Annotated in this window: 18 protein-coding genes; 9 read left to right on the forward strand and 9 right to left on the reverse strand. The window is 62.8% G+C overall.

The genetic code is table 11. The annotated features are described in order from the left end of the window. Positions 1-110 precede the first annotated feature (110 nt). The gene (locus tag LB529_RS28630; RefSeq protein ID WP_411962593.1) at positions 111-731 is read left to right on the forward strand and encodes an ankyrin repeat domain-containing protein; all 621 of its coding nucleotides are present in this window, start codon (positions 111-113) and stop codon (positions 729-731) included. A gap of 28 nt (positions 732-759) precedes the next feature. Here the strand turns inward: LB529_RS28630 and LB529_RS28635 are convergent, their stop codons facing one another. Beyond that, positions 760-1,287: a gamma carbonic anhydrase family protein gene (locus tag LB529_RS28635; RefSeq protein ID WP_224712941.1), complete on the reverse strand. Its 528-nt coding sequence runs from the start codon at positions 1,285-1,287 to the stop codon at positions 760-762. A gap of 19 nt (positions 1,288-1,306) precedes the next feature. Then, entirely contained in the window at positions 1,307-1,651 is a 345-nt protein-coding gene (locus tag LB529_RS28640; protein ID WP_224712942.1) for a DUF6949 family protein, read from the reverse strand. Between the two features lie 110 nt (positions 1,652-1,761). Here LB529_RS28640 and LB529_RS28645 point away from each other — a divergent pair, with 110 nt between their 5' ends. The 3 genes from LB529_RS28645 to LB529_RS28655 all read left to right on the forward strand — a co-directional run bounded on the left by LB529_RS28645 (position 1,762) and on the right by LB529_RS28655 (position 4,641). Continuing rightward, a complete protein-coding gene (locus LB529_RS28645; protein WP_224712943.1) occupies positions 1,762-2,490 on the forward strand; it encodes a hypothetical protein in 729 nt (242 codons plus the stop codon). A gap of 144 nt (positions 2,491-2,634) precedes the next feature. Then, entirely contained in the window at positions 2,635-3,882 is a 1,248-nt protein-coding gene (locus tag LB529_RS28650; RefSeq protein ID WP_224712944.1) for a cytochrome P450, read from the forward strand. Positions 3,883-3,933: 51 nt separating this feature from the next. Continuing rightward, the gene (locus LB529_RS28655; protein WP_224712945.1) at positions 3,934-4,641 is read left to right on the forward strand and encodes a transporter substrate-binding domain-containing protein; all 708 of its coding nucleotides are present in this window, start codon (positions 3,934-3,936) and stop codon (positions 4,639-4,641) included. A gap of 13 nt (positions 4,642-4,654) precedes the next feature. Here LB529_RS28655 and LB529_RS28660 read toward each other — a convergent pair whose 3' ends face one another. The 6 genes from LB529_RS28660 to LB529_RS28685 form a co-directional block, all read right to left on the reverse strand. Then, positions 4,655-4,999, reverse strand: coding sequence for a cupin domain-containing protein (locus LB529_RS28660; protein WP_224712946.1), 345 nt, complete (start codon positions 4,997-4,999; stop codon positions 4,655-4,657). Between the two features lies 1 nt (position 5,000). Next, positions 5,001-6,281, reverse strand: coding sequence for an O-acetylhomoserine aminocarboxypropyltransferase (locus LB529_RS28665; RefSeq protein WP_224530566.1), 1,281 nt, complete (start codon positions 6,279-6,281; stop codon positions 5,001-5,003). A gap of 157 nt (positions 6,282-6,438) precedes the next feature. Beyond that, complete coding sequence (locus LB529_RS28670; RefSeq protein ID WP_224712947.1) at positions 6,439-6,960, reverse strand: CoA-binding protein; 522 nt, start codon at positions 6,958-6,960, stop codon at positions 6,439-6,441. Continuing rightward, entirely contained in the window at positions 6,957-7,712 is a 756-nt protein-coding gene (locus LB529_RS29170; RefSeq protein WP_224712948.1) for a GNAT family N-acetyltransferase, read from the reverse strand. The genes LB529_RS28670 and LB529_RS29170 overlap by 4 nt, the downstream gene beginning before the upstream one ends. Before the next feature lie 10 nt (positions 7,713-7,722). Continuing rightward, the gene (locus tag LB529_RS28680; protein WP_224608345.1) at positions 7,723-8,499 is read right to left on the reverse strand and encodes an AAA family ATPase; all 777 of its coding nucleotides are present in this window, start codon (positions 8,497-8,499) and stop codon (positions 7,723-7,725) included. A gap of 44 nt (positions 8,500-8,543) precedes the next feature. Beyond that, the gene (locus LB529_RS28685) at positions 8,544-9,365 is read right to left on the reverse strand and encodes an enoyl-CoA hydratase (RefSeq protein ID WP_224712949.1); all 822 of its coding nucleotides are present in this window, start codon (positions 9,363-9,365) and stop codon (positions 8,544-8,546) included. Between the two features lie 138 nt (positions 9,366-9,503). Between LB529_RS28685 and LB529_RS28690 the strand changes: the two genes are divergently transcribed. The 4 genes from LB529_RS28690 to rpsI all read left to right on the forward strand — a co-directional run bounded on the left by LB529_RS28690 (position 9,504) and on the right by rpsI (position 11,866). Further along, positions 9,504-9,968, forward strand: a complete 465-nt coding sequence (locus LB529_RS28690; RefSeq protein WP_095767634.1) for a PaaI family thioesterase — start codon at positions 9,504-9,506, stop codon at positions 9,966-9,968. A 41-nt stretch (positions 9,969-10,009) separates the two neighbouring features. Next, entirely contained in the window at positions 10,010-10,660 is a 651-nt protein-coding gene (locus LB529_RS28695) for a LysE family translocator (protein WP_224712950.1), read from the forward strand. Between the two features lie 271 nt (positions 10,661-10,931). After that, on the forward strand, positions 10,932-11,396 hold the full coding sequence (rplM, locus tag LB529_RS28700; protein WP_040983169.1) for a 50S ribosomal protein L13: 465 nt from the start codon (positions 10,932-10,934) through the stop codon (positions 11,394-11,396). Then, entirely contained in the window at positions 11,396-11,866 is a 471-nt protein-coding gene (gene rpsI, locus LB529_RS28705; protein WP_040983171.1) for a 30S ribosomal protein S9, read from the forward strand. Before rplM ends, rpsI begins: the two co-directional genes overlap by 1 nt. Before the next feature lie 90 nt (positions 11,867-11,956). On the opposite strand, the gene LB529_RS28710 is transcribed toward rpsI, so the two are convergent. After that, complete coding sequence (locus LB529_RS28710) at positions 11,957-12,865, reverse strand: LysR family transcriptional regulator (protein WP_224712951.1); 909 nt, start codon at positions 12,863-12,865, stop codon at positions 11,957-11,959. Between the two features lie 95 nt (positions 12,866-12,960). On the opposite strand from LB529_RS28710, the gene LB529_RS28715 reads away from it, so the two are divergent. After that, the gene (locus LB529_RS28715) at positions 12,961-13,833 is read left to right on the forward strand and encodes an aldo/keto reductase family oxidoreductase (RefSeq protein ID WP_224712952.1); all 873 of its coding nucleotides are present in this window, start codon (positions 12,961-12,963) and stop codon (positions 13,831-13,833) included. Positions 13,834-13,987: the final 154 nt, after the last annotated feature.

Consider the following 13,987-nt stretch of genomic DNA (forward strand, 5'->3'; position numbering starts at 1 on the left):
GTCCCCAACGACCGGGTTTTAGGAGCCGGCCCCTGTCCCCGGGGCCGGCTCCGCCATTTCGGTCGCCGCCCGCCGGCTGCAACCAATCGGCGCTGCGCTGCCGAAGCGCCATGGTCGGCACGCCCTTCCCCGCCGAGGCGGATGGGAGCAGTATGGCTCGTTCGTTGCGGATGAAGCCAATGCTAGAAATCCCCGAGGATCGCGGCACCCGCCACCTGTTGTTCAAGGCCATAGACGACGCGTTCAAGGCCGGAGACTTCGCGGCCCTGGGTGTTGCGCTCGGCGGCTCGCCGCGCTGGTTCGACGAGCGGATGCCGTTCGAGCTCGGACTTGGCCACCCGATGGAATACGCGATCTACTGGAGCCCGGCCGCGTTCATCACCGCGCTTCTCGATGCCGGCACAAACCCGAATTATGAAGACCCGGCCGGGTTTCCATCGATCATTGCCGCGCTGTCGACGGAACGGCCGGACCGGTTGGACGTCATCCATATCCTGCTCGCGCATGGGGCCGACCCGGATATGCGCGGCGTGAACGACTGGACCGCCCTGCACTACGCGGTGTCCCGGCGCGACGCCGAGGCGATCCGTCTGCTGCTCCTGTCAGGCGCGGACGCTTCGCTGAGGACCCGCATCGACGACTATCAGACGGCCCTGGAAGGCGCCGAGCAGGCCGGCTTCGAAGCGGGCGCCCTTCTGTTGCGTGAAGCGATGAACAGCCGCCGCGGATGAAGACAGGCGGAGTTGCCGCCTGCCGCCGTCACACTGTCTTGAGCTTGGTCTTGAAGCGTTTGGCATTGGCCACGTAGTGGGCCGCCGAGACGCGCAGCCGCTCGATCGCCGCTTCGTCCAGCGTCCTTATCACCTTGGCGGGCGAGCCGACGATCAGCGAATTGTCCGGAAAAACCTTGTTTTCGGTCACCAGGGCGCCGGCGCCGACCAGCGAGTTATTGCCGATCCTGGCGCCGTTCAGCACGATGGCGCCCATGCCGATCAGGCTGTTGTCGCCGATCGTGCAGCCATGCAACAGAGCCCGGTGGCCGATCGTACAGCCTTCGCCGATGGTCAGCCGAAAGCCCGGATCGGTGTGCATGATTGTATGCTCCTGCACATTGGTGTCGGCACCGACGATGATCGGTTCACCATCGCCGCGGACGACGACGCCGAACCAGAAGCCGGCATTGCGGCCGATCCGGATATTGCCGATCAGCGTGGCATCGGGCGCGATCCAGTTCGTATCGGCGTCCTCGAACTCGGGCGCTTTCCCATCGATCGCATAGACCGGCATTGTCCGTCTCCGAATCGTCTCAACCAGAGAATTCGAAGGACCCTAAGTTCTCGCTCGCCCAGGATGCAATGGCGATGAGCACGACGCCTAGCGCCAGCGCCCAGGCAATGGCCGTGCAGCCGCAGGACAACAGCGCCATCGTGCCGATGCGGCCCTCGCGCCGGGCGGCCAAGGCCTCGTTGGTGAGCATGAACGGCCCGGCACAGGCCGTTGCCGCAAGCGAACGCAGGATATGGACCGGCGAAACATAAGGCTCGGCAAAGGCCAGGCGCCGGCCGGCCAGCAATTCCATGGCCGATCCGGCCAGTCCGCAAGCCGTGAGACCAACCGCGAAAGCGTAAAGAACAAGCACAACGGGATCCATGTTTACCAACCGTTTACCATGAAAACGCACAGTCGTGCCACCGCGCTGCAAGAGCCATGCCGCGCAAGCTGTGCCGCCGAAGGACAGGTGGGCGGATCGGGGAAGAGCAAATGAGAGAGGCAAATGTTGCCGAGAGCGCTGACTTCGAGGTCGTCAACTCGACCTTGATGAAGCGGGTCTTTTATATCTTCGCGGCGCTGGCGCTGCTTTCGATTGCCATCAGCGTCGGCGGCAAATGGCTTGGACGGTCGATCGCCATGGCCGGCTATACGGATGACACGACGGTGCGCCAGATCGTCATGGGCAACAATCTGATCAACGTGCCGGCAAACTTCATCCGCTTCGACCAGGCCAGGCGCGACGGCATCGCCTCGCGGCTCGACCTCTATCTTCGCTATCCCGAAATGGACGGCTACAGCACGGCCGCGCGCGACGACTTCAACCATGCGACGATTAGGAAGATCATCTTCCTGTCGTTCGAGCCGCGAATGATGTCGCGCGACATGAGCGGCCGTTTCGCGCCCATCTACAGCGCTCTGATCGAAAAGCCGGGGACGCCCGGCCCGGGCGGCACGACGGTTTACGCCTTCAGCGAAAAATCAGGTTATCTCAACGAAGTGCTGGCTGTTGCCGAGCGTCCCGGCAAGGATCCGTTCGTCGCCCGCTGCCTGAGCGGCCCGAGTGCCGAGGAATCGCTGGCGCCCTGCGAGCGCGACATCCAGGTCGGCGACGATCTAAGCCTCACCTATCGCTTTCCGCGCGAGCTGCTCGCGAACTGGCCGGCGCTCGACGCGGCGATTGCAGCCAAAGTGGCGAGCATCTTGAAGACGGGCCACTGACGCTGGCGGCTAGCCGAATATCTAACGACATCATTTCGGTGCATGGCCAGCGCTTCAAACCGGCAATCTGGCTCAACGGTTCGATTTCACGGGCGCCAAAATACGGTCTGGCATCGGGCTGACAAGGCGCGCTAATGGTCGCGCATGACCGATTTAATGCCTTCCTATCTCGAGTTTGATCTCGCCAGCCGCCGCCTGAATCTCGATCCGCACGAACCAGCCTTCGTGCAGAACCCTTATGAGGCCTATGCCTTCCTGCACGGCACTGCCAACGCGCTTTTCTGGGAAGACTACGGGTTCTGGTGCTTTGGCGGTTTCGATGACGTCAACCGTCTGCTGCGCGACCGCCGTTTCGGCCGCCAGAATCCGGCGGGGATTCCCGACAGCCGCGGCATCGGCGACGACCGCTCGCACCTCGTCGCCTTCGACGCGATCGAGGCCAATTCCATGCTGGAGCTCGAGCCACCGGTGCATACGCGGCTCAGAACGCTGGTCAATCGCGCCTTCGTCTCTCGTCAGGTCGAGCGGCTCAGGCCGCGCATCGAGGTTTTGGCCAACGAGCTGGTCGACCGCTTCGAGCCAAGCGGCATCGACCTTCTGCCCGCCTACGCCTCGCCTTTGCCGATCACCATCATTGCGGAAATGCTCGGCGTACCGGTGGAGATGGGGCCGCAATTGCTCGACTGGTCGCATCGGATGGTCGCCATGTACATGCATGGCCGCACGCGCAAGACCGAGGAGACGGCGAACCGCGCCGCACGCGATTTTTCCGACTTCCTGCGGGGCTATATTGCGGAGCGGCGCAAGAAACCCGGCGACGACCTGCTGTCGCTGCTCATCGAAGCCCAGGACAACGGTCAGAAGCTTTCGGAAGACGAGCTGGTTTCCTCAGCGATCCTGCTTCTCAATGCCGGCCATGAGGCGACCGTGCACCAGACCGGCAATGCGGTGCGCTCGATCCTCGCGCAAGGCGGCGATCCGCGCCGCTTCTTTGCGACACCGGAGGCGAATGTCGCGACGGTCGAGGAATGCCTGCGCTACGACCCGCCGCTGCATATGTTTCTGCGCTATGCCTATGAGGAGATGGAGGTTTCGCCAGGCATCCTGGTCAAACCCGGGGAGATGGTCGCGCTGCTGCTCGGCATGGCGAACCACGATCCGCTTGCCTTTGCCGAGCCCGACACCTTCAATCCGACCCGCACGGACCAGAAGAATGTTTCCTTCGGCGCCGGCATCCATTTCTGCATCGGCGCGCCGCTGGCCAGGCTGGAGTTGCAAGTATCGCTGAAGACGCTGTTCGATCGGCTTCCGGAGTTGCGCCTGGCGGAGACACCGCGCTTCCGCGACACTTACCATTTTCACGGGCTGGAACGGGTCGCCGTTACCTTTTGACCGGCGAATGATGCGACTCGAACAGCTGAAATTGTCATTCGGAATTCAGAAATGAGATTCGCCTTCCTGCAAGAGCCGCCCTTCTGCTTCACCGATGCCGCGGGCAAGCTCGGCGGTTGCGACGCGGTGCTCGCCGAGAAAGTTTGCCAGTTGCTCGACCTGGAGAACTTCTCGCCGATCGAGGCGGAATTCGCCGAACTGCTCCCCGGTTTGGTGGACGGCCGCTGGGACATGACGACCGGCCTGTTCATCTCCGAGGAGCGCAGCAAGCTCGTGGACTTCACGCGGCCGATCTGGTCACTGCCGGACGGGTTGATGGTCGCCAAAAGCAATCCGCTGGAGCTGAACGGCTATCGCTCCGTCGCCCAACATCCTTCCGCCGTGCTCGCAGTCATATCGGGCCAGATCCAGCACCAGACCGCGCTGCAGAACGGCGTTCCGCCTCAGCGGATCAGGATATTCGCCACGCAGGCCGAAGCAGCCGAAGCCGTTGCGGCAGGCCATGCCGACGCGTATGCCAGCGTCGCCATGGCGCATCGCGGCTATGTCAACGGACGGACTGGCGTACCGCTTGCTGTCATCGACATCCCGGCCTTTGAAAAGCAGCCTGCGGCAGGCGCTTTCGCCCTCGCCAAGGGCAACGACGCGCTGCGCGGGCGCGTCGATCAATGTCTCGGCGATCTGCTCGGAAGTGCATGGCACCGGGAGATCATGAGCAAATACGGCTTTTCCGACGGTGATGTCGATCGGCTGCTTTGATTGCTGGAAGCATTCAAAGCCGGATCACATATTCCTTGCGCGTCGTCTCGAGCACTTCCCATGTGCCCTTGAACCCTGGCCTCAGCACGAAACTGTCGCCGGCCCGCACGGTGCGCGCCTCGCCGCCATCCTCAGCGATCACCGAGACACCGGACAGGATGTGGCAGAACTCCCATTCGTCGTAGACGATGCGCCATTTGCCCGGCGTCGCTTCCCAGACGCCGGCATAGAGGCCGCCGTCGCGCTCCTCGACATTCCAGGTGCGGAATTTGGGATCACCCGAAATCACTCGGTCCGGCGGCGGCGCACCGGCCTCCGGTTCGACCGCATCGATGTTGAGCGCAAGAAAGGCCGACATATCAGACCTTGCCGAGCGCCTGCTCGAGATCGGCAACGATGTCGTTGACGTCCTCGATGCCGACCGAAAGGCGGACGGTGTCAGGTCCGGCGCCGGCCTTGACCTTCTGCTCGTCGGAAAGCTGGCGGTGCGTGGTCGAGGCCGGATGAATGACCAGCGATTTGGTGTCGCCGACATTGGCGAGGTGCGAGAACAGTTCGAGCGCCTCGACGAATTTGATGCCGGCCTCGTAGCCACCCTTGAGGCCGAAGGTGAACACCGCGCCTGCGCCCTGCGGCGAATATTTCTTCTGCAGCGCGTTGTTCTTGTCGCCTGGAAGGCCGGGATAGTTCACCCAGGCTACCTTCGGATGGCTCGACAGCCAGCCGGCAACGCTCGCGGCGTTGTCGCAATGACGCTGCATCCTGAGCGGCAGCGTTTCCAGGCCGGTCAGGATCAGGAAGGCGTTGAAGGGCGAGATCGCCGGGCCGATGTCGCGCAGGCCGAGCACACGGGCGGCAATCGCGAAGGCGAAGTTGCCGAAAGTTTCGTGCAGGACGAGGCCGCCATATTCAGGGCGCGGCTCCGACAGCATCGGGTATTTGCCGGACTTCGACCAGTCGAAGGTGCCGCCATCGACGATGACGCCGCCGATCGAATTGCCGTGGCCGCCGATGAATTTGGTCAGCGAGTGCACGACGATGTCGGCGCCGTGCTCGATCGGACGGACCAGATAGGGCGAAGCCAGCGTGTTGTCGACGATCAGCGGCAGGCCGTGCTTGCGGGCGATGTCGCCGATCTTCTCGATGTCGACGAAGACGCCGCCTGGATTGGCAAGGCTCTCGATGAAGATCGCCTTGGTCCTGTCGTCGATCTGGCTTTCGAAGGTCGCAGGATCGTTTGCTTCTGCCCAGCGAACTTCCCAGCCGAAGTTCTTGAAGGCATGGCCGAACTGGTTGATCGAGCCGCCATAAAGCTTGTTGGCGGCGACGAAGTTGTCGCCCGGCTGCATCAGATTGTGGAAGACGATGACCTGCGCGGCGTGGCCCGAGGCGACGGCAAGTGCTGCGGTGCCGCCTTCGAGCGCCGCGACGCGTTCCTCGAGAACCGCTTGGGTCGGATTCATGATGCGCGTGTAGATGTTGCCGAAGGCCTTCAGCCCGAACAGCGAGGCGGCATGGTCGGCATCGTCGAAGACAAAGGAGGTGGTCTGGTAGATCGGCGTGGCGCGGGCGCCGGTCGCCGGATCGGGCTTTGCGCCTGCATGAACGGCTAAAGTGCTGAAACCAGGCGTACGGGTCATCGAAATCCCTCTCCTAACGTTCGAAAATCGCCGGGCATTCTTGGCGAAGCGCGGCCGGGAATGCAAAGAAGAAAATACCGTTCGGGGCGCGATCTGCGACGAACGCCCGGGAAAATCCATTTCGTCCCGGAATAATTTTGCGCGAACTACCGCGTGCTTATTTCTGTCTTACGCCGAAGCTCTGAAATCCCTGGCGCATCACAGGTTTTTTCGACGACAGCACGCCGGAGTTGACGCCAGTCCAGCCGATCTCGCCGGATAGCTTGCCGTATTCGATCTTCGGGCAGCGGTTCATCACCACCTTGATGCCGACAGCTTCGGCGCGGGCAGCCGCCTCATCGTTGCGCACGCCAAGCTGCATCCAGACGACCTTGGGCAGCGGGTCGAGCTGCAGCACCTGGTCGACGACGCCGGGCACCGCCGCCGAGCCTCGAAAAATATCGACCATGTCGACCGGCTGCGGCAGGTCGGCGAGGCTGGCGTAGACCGTCTGTTCGAGGATCTGCTTGCCGGCATGGCCGGGATTGATCGGCAGCACCGAAAAGCCTTTGGCCAAGAGGTATTTCAGCACGAAATAGCTTGGCCGCACATCGTTGGGCGAAGCGCCGACCATGGCGATCGTCTTCACCGAATTCAGGATGCCGGCGATGTAGCTGTTGTCGTAGGTATCGTGGTTCATGCTGCGATGGTCTTCCTGCGGTAATGGTAGCGATAGAGCTCGCGGTTGAAGCCGAGAGAAGCGTAGAGCGCGCGTGCGGGCGTGTTGTCGGCGACCACTTGCAGGCAGCCGGCCTTGGCGCCCGTCCGCCTGGCCCAGCCGATCAACCCGCCGACTGTCCTGCGGCCGAACCCCTGCTGCCTGAATCTGGCGTCGGTTTCAACTGCCTCGACGACAAGCAGACCGTTGCGGATGACGCCGAAGGCAAAGGCTGCGATTTGGCCATCACGCTCACACGACACGAACGCTCTGTCACCCACGATCAGGCTGGTCATATGGCGAAAGATGCGGCGCTCCGCCTCGTCGTAGCCGCCAGTACGGAAGCGCGCCTCGAACCAGTTCTCCGTCGGCGCCGCTGAGACCGTGATATCGCCATTATTGTTTCCCTGGAGCACGTCGATCCTGGCATGGAGGTGTATCGTACCACCCTCCCGGCTGTAATCCCGACGGTCGAGTTCGAGTTCCAGTTCGGCCGCGATGTCGGGAACGCGAAACAGTGGGGCCTGGCCATGGCTGGCGTAGAACGCCTCGGCGGCTTCGATTACTCGCTCAGGCGCGCCGCGCTGGCCACGCATCGGATTGGCGGAATTCGGCCGCCTTATCCGCCCACCTGAACGGCGAAACATCCATCCGAGAGCGACGGTCTCACGCGCAGCAGGCCACGCCTCGCGGCAGGCGTCTTCCACTTCCCAATTGAGATCTTCCCGGTTCACGCGCCCACCGCTAATCATCGCCTTCCCGCAGCGCCTCCTCCATAAACATCCCAGGATCGCTGCAGAAGTCGCGCATCATGCGAAAATGATCGGTGTCCTGAAAATCGATCAGGTCGAGGCCGAAGCGGCCGATGCGGAAGAGCCGTGCGTTCGGGCAAGCCATCAGCAGCGGCGAATGCGTTGCCATGATCACCTGCGCGGTGCCGGACTGCTCCATGCGTTGAAGCAGTTTCAGCAGCTCGATCTGGCGCGTCGGCGACAGCGCGCTTTCCGGCTCGTCGAGGATGTAGATGCCTTGCCGGCGGCAGCGCTCCTCGAAGAAGCGGATAAAGCCCTCACCATGCGACCATGACAGGAAATCGGGTGGCGTTCCGCCAGATTCCCTCGCCGCTTCATCGAGGTAGCGGGCAACGGAATAGAAAGACTCGGCGCGAAAAAACCAACCAGCGGTCACCTTCGGCAACCAGTGACACCGAAAGCTATCCGCCAGCCCTGCGCCGCTCTTGTCGATGGCAATGGAATGGTCGACCGGACGGTAGCCTTTGCCGCCGCCGGCCTCGTCATAGCCGGCCAGCGCGCCGATGGCTTCGAGCAGCGTCGATTTGCCGGTGCCGTTCTCGCCGACAATGATGGTGATGGCGCTCGTGAATTCAAATTCGAATTCGCGGCCGTGGAAGATCGGCAGGCTCCACGGATATTGCTCCCAATCCGCGACGCGCGACGGCTCAAGCAGGATGCGCTTGAGATAGGGCGCTTTCAGCCGCGTCAGTTGCTTGCGGGCAGCCACGTCGAACCTTCAGCGATGGAATGGCTCGGTTCCATTCAAGCCGGCTACTCGTCGGTCCATTCGGGCTTGCGCTTGCCGATGAAGGCGCCGATGCCTTCCTCGGCGTCGCGCGCCAGCATGTTTTCCACCATCACGCGGCCGGTATGGGCATAAGCGTCGGCCAACCCCATTTCGGCCTGGGCATAGAAAGCCTCCTTGCCGGTTTTGATCACCAAAGAGGATTTGGATGCAATGGTTTGCGCGTATTTGTTGACAACCTGAATCAGATATTCGCGCGGCACGATGCGGTTGATCAGCCCGAACTCCTTGGCGGTCGCCGCATCGATCGTCTCGCCGGTGAGCAGCATTTCCATCGCCTGCTTGCGCGAGACGTTGCGCGACAGCGCCACCATCGGCGTCGAGCAGAACAGGCCGATGTTGACGCCAGGCGTGCAGAAACTCGCCTCGTGCGAAGCGATGGCAAGGTCGCAGCTGGCGACCAGTTGCAGGCCGGCGGCGGTGGCGAGGCCGTCGACCTCAGCGATCACCGGTTTCGGGTGGCGCACGATCGTCTGCATCAGGTTCGCGCAAGCCGCGAAGGTCCTTTCGAAAAAGGCCTTGCCCCGATCCGGCTCGGCGCGATGTGCCGCCATTTCCTTGAGGTCATGACCGGCACAGAACACTTTTCCCGACGCCGCCAGGATGATGACGCGCACGGATCTGTCGGTCTTAACGCGATCGAATTCGGCCTGCAGCGCCGCCATGGTCGCCAGCGACAACGCATTGGCCGGCGGGCTGGCGAGCGTGAGGCGCAGGATGCCCTTGTCCTGGCTGACAAGAACAGGACCGTCGGCGACGGCGGGCTTGATGGCGACGACTTCGGCCACTTTCAAAAACCTCATGCTTATGGAGCAACAGAACTAGCACGCTGCCGGTTGAAGAACAGCCGCGAGACGTGTTTTCTCCGTCGCACCGTTTGGTCCAGGCGCACCGCCCGGAGCTGCTCATTCATATAGGACGTCGCCATGCCCGCCCAAAGCGATCTGAAGCCAATGCTCAACGCGGCGGAAGTCAATGCACTGATGGCAAGCGTCTATCCGCAGCTCAACGACAATTTCACCTCCTATGAGGCGATCGACGTTTTTCCGGGCGGCTGCACGGTGCGGCTGAATGCCGACGAGCGGCATCTGCGCCCCGGCGGCACGGTATCCGGTCCGGCGCTGTTCACGCTGGCCGACATCGGCGGCTATGTCTGCGTGCTCAGCCACGCCGGCCCGGACGCGCTTTCGGTGACGGTCAACCTCGACATCAATTTCATGCGCAAGGCCGAAGCCGGTCCGATCGACGGCCATTGCCGTATCCTGAAGCTCGGCAAGAGCCTGATGGTGTTCGATATCGATATTGTCGCGGGCCCGGACGGACACACTGTCGCGCACGCCACCGGCACCTATTCGATCCCGAGGAAGCGAATAAGCGACAAGCCGGCCTGACGTCTTGCCGGAACTCCCAGTCGATAGGTTCGTTCTGCGGCATGCCCGATGTTACGACCTACCTTGCCTTCGTCGGCGCCGTGCTCGCCTATCAGCTTTCTGGTGTCGGTCCCGACATGATGCTGGTGATCAGCCAAGGCGTCGGACAAGGCTGGCGCCATGCCCTGGCGACTGCAGCGGGCTGCGTATCGGCCGGCGTCGTCCAGATTCCATTACTGGCAATGGGGCTTGCCTCGCTGATCACATCCTTCCCATCTCTTTACAGCTTCCTTCAGATCGTCGGCGCCATTTATCTGATCGCCATCGGGATCAAATTCCTGTTGGCCCGTCGGTCGGGCAAAGGTGGCGGTGCGTCTACCTTTGCCGAGACGAGCAGTATCCCAGCCGCTTTCCGCCAAGGCGTGATCTGCAATCTCACCAATCCGACGACACTCGCTTTCATGCTGGCGGTGCTGCCGCAATTCGTTCATCCCTGGGTCGGTTCGCCTGCACTGCAGTTCATCATTCTCGGTACGACCATGAAGATGATGGGACTGGTTGTCCTCAGCGCCGTCGCGTTGACCTCCGGCGCGGTTGGCGGCTGGCTGGGGCGCCGAGGCACGTTCGTCGTTTGGCAAGAAAGGCTGGCAGGAGCCTTGATGATCGCGATCGGCGTCAAGCTTCTCCTTGCCGCCGTGACCGGGCGGCGGTGAACGAAAGAGAGCTATTTTGACAAATAGGTGTGAGGTAAAATAATACCTTCCACCTTAGTTATTGAATTTAAACGGCTTTTCGCGACCATAAACCGTAACCGACGCTTGACGCGCCAAGCACCCTCGCCTATAAGCCGACCCGAAGCAGCGGCCCGCAAAGGCCGCCGTTTTGTTATTGGCGGAGCGGCTCCGGTCATCCCGTCAATCCAAGCAACAAGAAACGCCTTCTCTGTCCCTCCTGGACGGGAAAGGTCAAACCTGAGAGCAAAACATGGCTACCTTTTCGCAGAAGCCTGCGGATGTGGTGAAGAAGTGGGTGCTGATCGACGCCGAGGGTCTCGTCGTCGGTCGTCTGGCCACTGTCATCGCCAACCATCTGCGCGGCAAGCACAAGCCCACCTTCACCCCGCATGTCGATGACGGCGACAATGTCATCGTCATCAATGCCGACAAGGTGGTGTTCACCGGCAAGAAATACACCGACAAGGTCTATTACTGGCACACCGGCCACCCCGGCGGCATCAAGGAGCGTACCGCGCGCCAGCTGCTCGAGGGCCGCTTCCCCGAGCGCGTCGTCGAGAAGGCCGTCGAGCGCATGATCCCGCGCGGCCCGCTTGGCCGCCGCCAGATGAAGAATCTCCGCGTCTATGCCGGCGCCGAGCATCCGCACACCGCCCAGCAGCCCGTCACGCTCGACGTGGCCAAGCTGAACTCCAAGAACAAGAGGGCCTCGTAATGGCTGAGCTTTCCTCGCTCGCAGAACTCGGCACAGTCGCCGCGCAGCCGGCCGCGCCCGTGCATGTCCAGAAGCTCGACAAGTCGGGCCGCGCCTATGCCACCGGCAAGCGCAAGAACGCCATCGCGCGCGTCTGGGTGAAGCCGGGCTCCGGCAAGATCACCGTCAACGACAAGGAATTCGCGAGCTATTTCGCCCGTCCGGTGCTGCAGATGATCCTCAACCAGCCGATCGTCGCGGCCAACCGCGCCGGCCAGTACGACATCGTCGCCACCGTCATCGGCGGCGGCCTCTCCGGCCAGGCGGGTGCGGTGCGTCACGGCATCTCCAAGGCGCTGACCTACTACGAGCCGGGCCTGCGCTCGGTGCTCAAGAAGGGCGGCTTCCTGACCCGCGACAGCCGCGTGGTCGAGCGCAAGAAGTACGGCAAGGCGAAGGCCCGCCGCTCTTTCCAGTTTTCCAAGCGCTAAGGAGCACTTGGGGGCAAGTTCTCGAAGCGCTAAGCGCCGCGAACTCCAAGCATTTCGAAAAGGCCGCCTCCGGGCGGCCTTTTGTTTTTCTTACCAGTGCCCGGCCGGCGTCCTGATGTAGTCGATGAAGGCGCGCAGCGGCGCCGGCACCAAGCGGCGCCCGGGATAATAGAGAAACGGCCCGGAGAATTTCTGCCACCACGGTTCCAGCACAGGTTCCAGCGCGCCGCTCTCGAAATGCGGGCGTACCCAGTCCTCGAAGAGCCAGAGAATGCCGACGCCGGCGATCGCCGCATCGATAGCGAGATCGACGCCGCCACCAATGCTGACGAGCAATGGTCCCGTGGTATCGACCCGCACCACCTCGCCGCCGCGCTCGAACTCCCAAGGCGTCATGACCCCGCTCGGGAAGCGACCGCGCACGCACGCATGACCAAGCAGGTCACGCGGATGCTGCGGCCGGCCGTGCCGATCGAGATAGGCTGGCGCGGCCGAGGTGGTGAAACGCTGGGTGCGCGGCCCGATCGGCACAGCGATCATGTCCTGCTCCAGCCGTTCGTCATAGCGGATGCCCGCATCGCAGCCGGCCACCAGCAGGTCGACAAAGTTCTCCTCCGCGATCACCTCCAGCCGGATGGCCGGATATGCAGCGAGAAATCCCGGAACGATTTTTGGCAGCACCAGCCGCGAGGCGCTTATCGGCACGTTGAGGCGCAAGGTGCCGGCAGGTCGGTCACGAAAACCGTTCACGACGTCGAGCGCGGCCTGCACCTCACCCAGCGCGGGGCCAAGACGCGCCAGCAGGCTGGCGCCTGCCTCGGTCAGTGCAACACTGCGCGTGGTGCGATTGAAGAGCCGCACACCAAGTTGGGTTTCCAGACGGCGGACGGCTTCGCTGAGCACTGAGGCGCTGCCTGCAGTCACGCGGGCCGCTTCGCGAAAGCCGCCGGCGCGAGCGACGGCCATGAATGCCTGGAGATCGTTGAGATCAGCCGCCATTGTTCTTATTTCCGCACAGGTCGTGCCGGTTATACCCGGTTATCAGGACAGCAGCCATCCCTTATCTCCCTCGCCGACAGCGAAGGAGAGCAACAATGTCCAGTGTAGACAAATCCGGTACTTATAAACTCGGCGACCGCTCGGTGCATCGCCTCGGCTATGGCGCCATGCAGCTTGCGGGAAAAGGCGTGTTCGGCCCGCCGAAGGACCATGACGCGGCGATTGCCGTGCTGCGCGAAGCGGTGTCGCAAGGTGTGAACCATATCGACACCAGCGACTACTACGGGCCTTATGTCACCAACAAGCTGATCCGCGAGGCATTGGCGCCCTACCCCGACAACCTCACCATCGTCACCAAGATCGGCGCCCGTCGTGGGGAAGACGCCTCCTGGCTGCCGGCTTTTACAGCTGATGAGCTCGAACAGGCCGTGCACGATAATCTTCGCAACCTTGGCCTCGAGGTGATGGACGTCGTCAATCTGCGCATCATGTTCGGTGTGCACGGTCCAGCGGAGGGCTCCATCGAAGCGCAGGTCACCAGGCTTGCCGAGCTTCAGCGCAAAGGCCTGGTGCGCCATATCGGCTTGAGCAACGTCACGCGCGCGCAGATCGCGGAAGGCCGCCGCATCTGCGAGATCGTCTGCCTGCAGAACCAGTACAATCTCGCGCACAGGGACGACGACGCGCTGATCGATGAGCTCGCGCGTGACGGTATCGCCTATGTGCCGTTCTTCCCGCTCGGCGGCTTCAGCCCGCTGCAGTCGTCGACGCTCTCGGACGTCGCGGAACGGCTCGGTGCGACGCCGATGCAGGTTGCGTTGGCATGGCTGCTGCAGCGTTCGCCCAACATCCTGCTTATCCCTGGCACGTCGTCGGTCGAGCATCTGCGCGAGAATCTAGCGGCGGCGGAGCTCGAGCTGTCGGGGGATGTGCTGCGGGAGCTGGAGGGCGTGGCGAAAGCGGCGTGATGGACGATTAGCTGATCTCCCCCCTTGTGGGGGAGATGGCCGGCAGGCCAGAGGGGGCGTGAAGGAACGCGGCGCTGCAGGATCAAGGTTCCTCGCCCCACGAATGTGGGGAGAGGTGGCTCGGCGAAGCCGAGACGGAGAGGGGAGCGCCCTA

The sequence above is a fragment of the Mesorhizobium sp. CA5 genome, from assembly GCF_020165105.1.
Classification (GTDB): domain Bacteria; phylum Pseudomonadota; class Alphaproteobacteria; order Rhizobiales; family Rhizobiaceae; genus Mesorhizobium.

What these genes read in the sequence shown, in the direction of transcription:
- LB529_RS28630 (WP_411962593.1), top strand. Translation starts at nt 111, where the DNA reads ATGGTCGGCACGCCCTTCCCCGCCGAGGCGGATGGGAGCAGTATGGCT.
- LB529_RS28635 (WP_224712941.1), bottom strand. Translation starts at nt 1,287, where the DNA reads ATGCCGGTCTATGCGATCGATGGGAAAGCGCCCGAGTTCGAGGACGCC.
- LB529_RS28640 (WP_224712942.1), bottom strand. Translation starts at nt 1,651, where the DNA reads ATGGATCCCGTTGTGCTTGTTCTTTACGCTTTCGCGGTTGGTCTCACG.
- LB529_RS28645 (WP_224712943.1), top strand. Translation starts at nt 1,762, where the DNA reads ATGAGAGAGGCAAATGTTGCCGAGAGCGCTGACTTCGAGGTCGTCAAC.
- LB529_RS28650 (WP_224712944.1), top strand. Translation starts at nt 2,635, where the DNA reads ATGACCGATTTAATGCCTTCCTATCTCGAGTTTGATCTCGCCAGCCGC.
- LB529_RS28655 (WP_224712945.1), top strand. Translation starts at nt 3,934, where the DNA reads ATGAGATTCGCCTTCCTGCAAGAGCCGCCCTTCTGCTTCACCGATGCC.
- LB529_RS28660 (WP_224712946.1), bottom strand. Translation starts at nt 4,999, where the DNA reads ATGTCGGCCTTTCTTGCGCTCAACATCGATGCGGTCGAACCGGAGGCC.
- LB529_RS28665 (WP_224530566.1), bottom strand. Translation starts at nt 6,281, where the DNA reads ATGACCCGTACGCCTGGTTTCAGCACTTTAGCCGTTCATGCAGGCGCA.
- LB529_RS28670 (WP_224712947.1), bottom strand. Translation starts at nt 6,960, where the DNA reads ATGAACCACGATACCTACGACAACAGCTACATCGCCGGCATCCTGAAT.
- LB529_RS28690 (WP_095767634.1), top strand. Translation starts at nt 9,504, where the DNA reads ATGCCCGCCCAAAGCGATCTGAAGCCAATGCTCAACGCGGCGGAAGTC.
- LB529_RS28695 (WP_224712950.1), top strand. Translation starts at nt 10,010, where the DNA reads ATGCCCGATGTTACGACCTACCTTGCCTTCGTCGGCGCCGTGCTCGCC.
- rplM (WP_040983169.1), top strand. Translation starts at nt 10,932, where the DNA reads ATGGCTACCTTTTCGCAGAAGCCTGCGGATGTGGTGAAGAAGTGGGTG.
- rpsI (WP_040983171.1), top strand. Translation starts at nt 11,396, where the DNA reads ATGGCTGAGCTTTCCTCGCTCGCAGAACTCGGCACAGTCGCCGCGCAG.
- LB529_RS28710 (WP_224712951.1), bottom strand. Translation starts at nt 12,865, where the DNA reads ATGGCGGCTGATCTCAACGATCTCCAGGCATTCATGGCCGTCGCTCGC.
- LB529_RS28715 (WP_224712952.1), top strand. Translation starts at nt 12,961, where the DNA reads ATGTCCAGTGTAGACAAATCCGGTACTTATAAACTCGGCGACCGCTCG.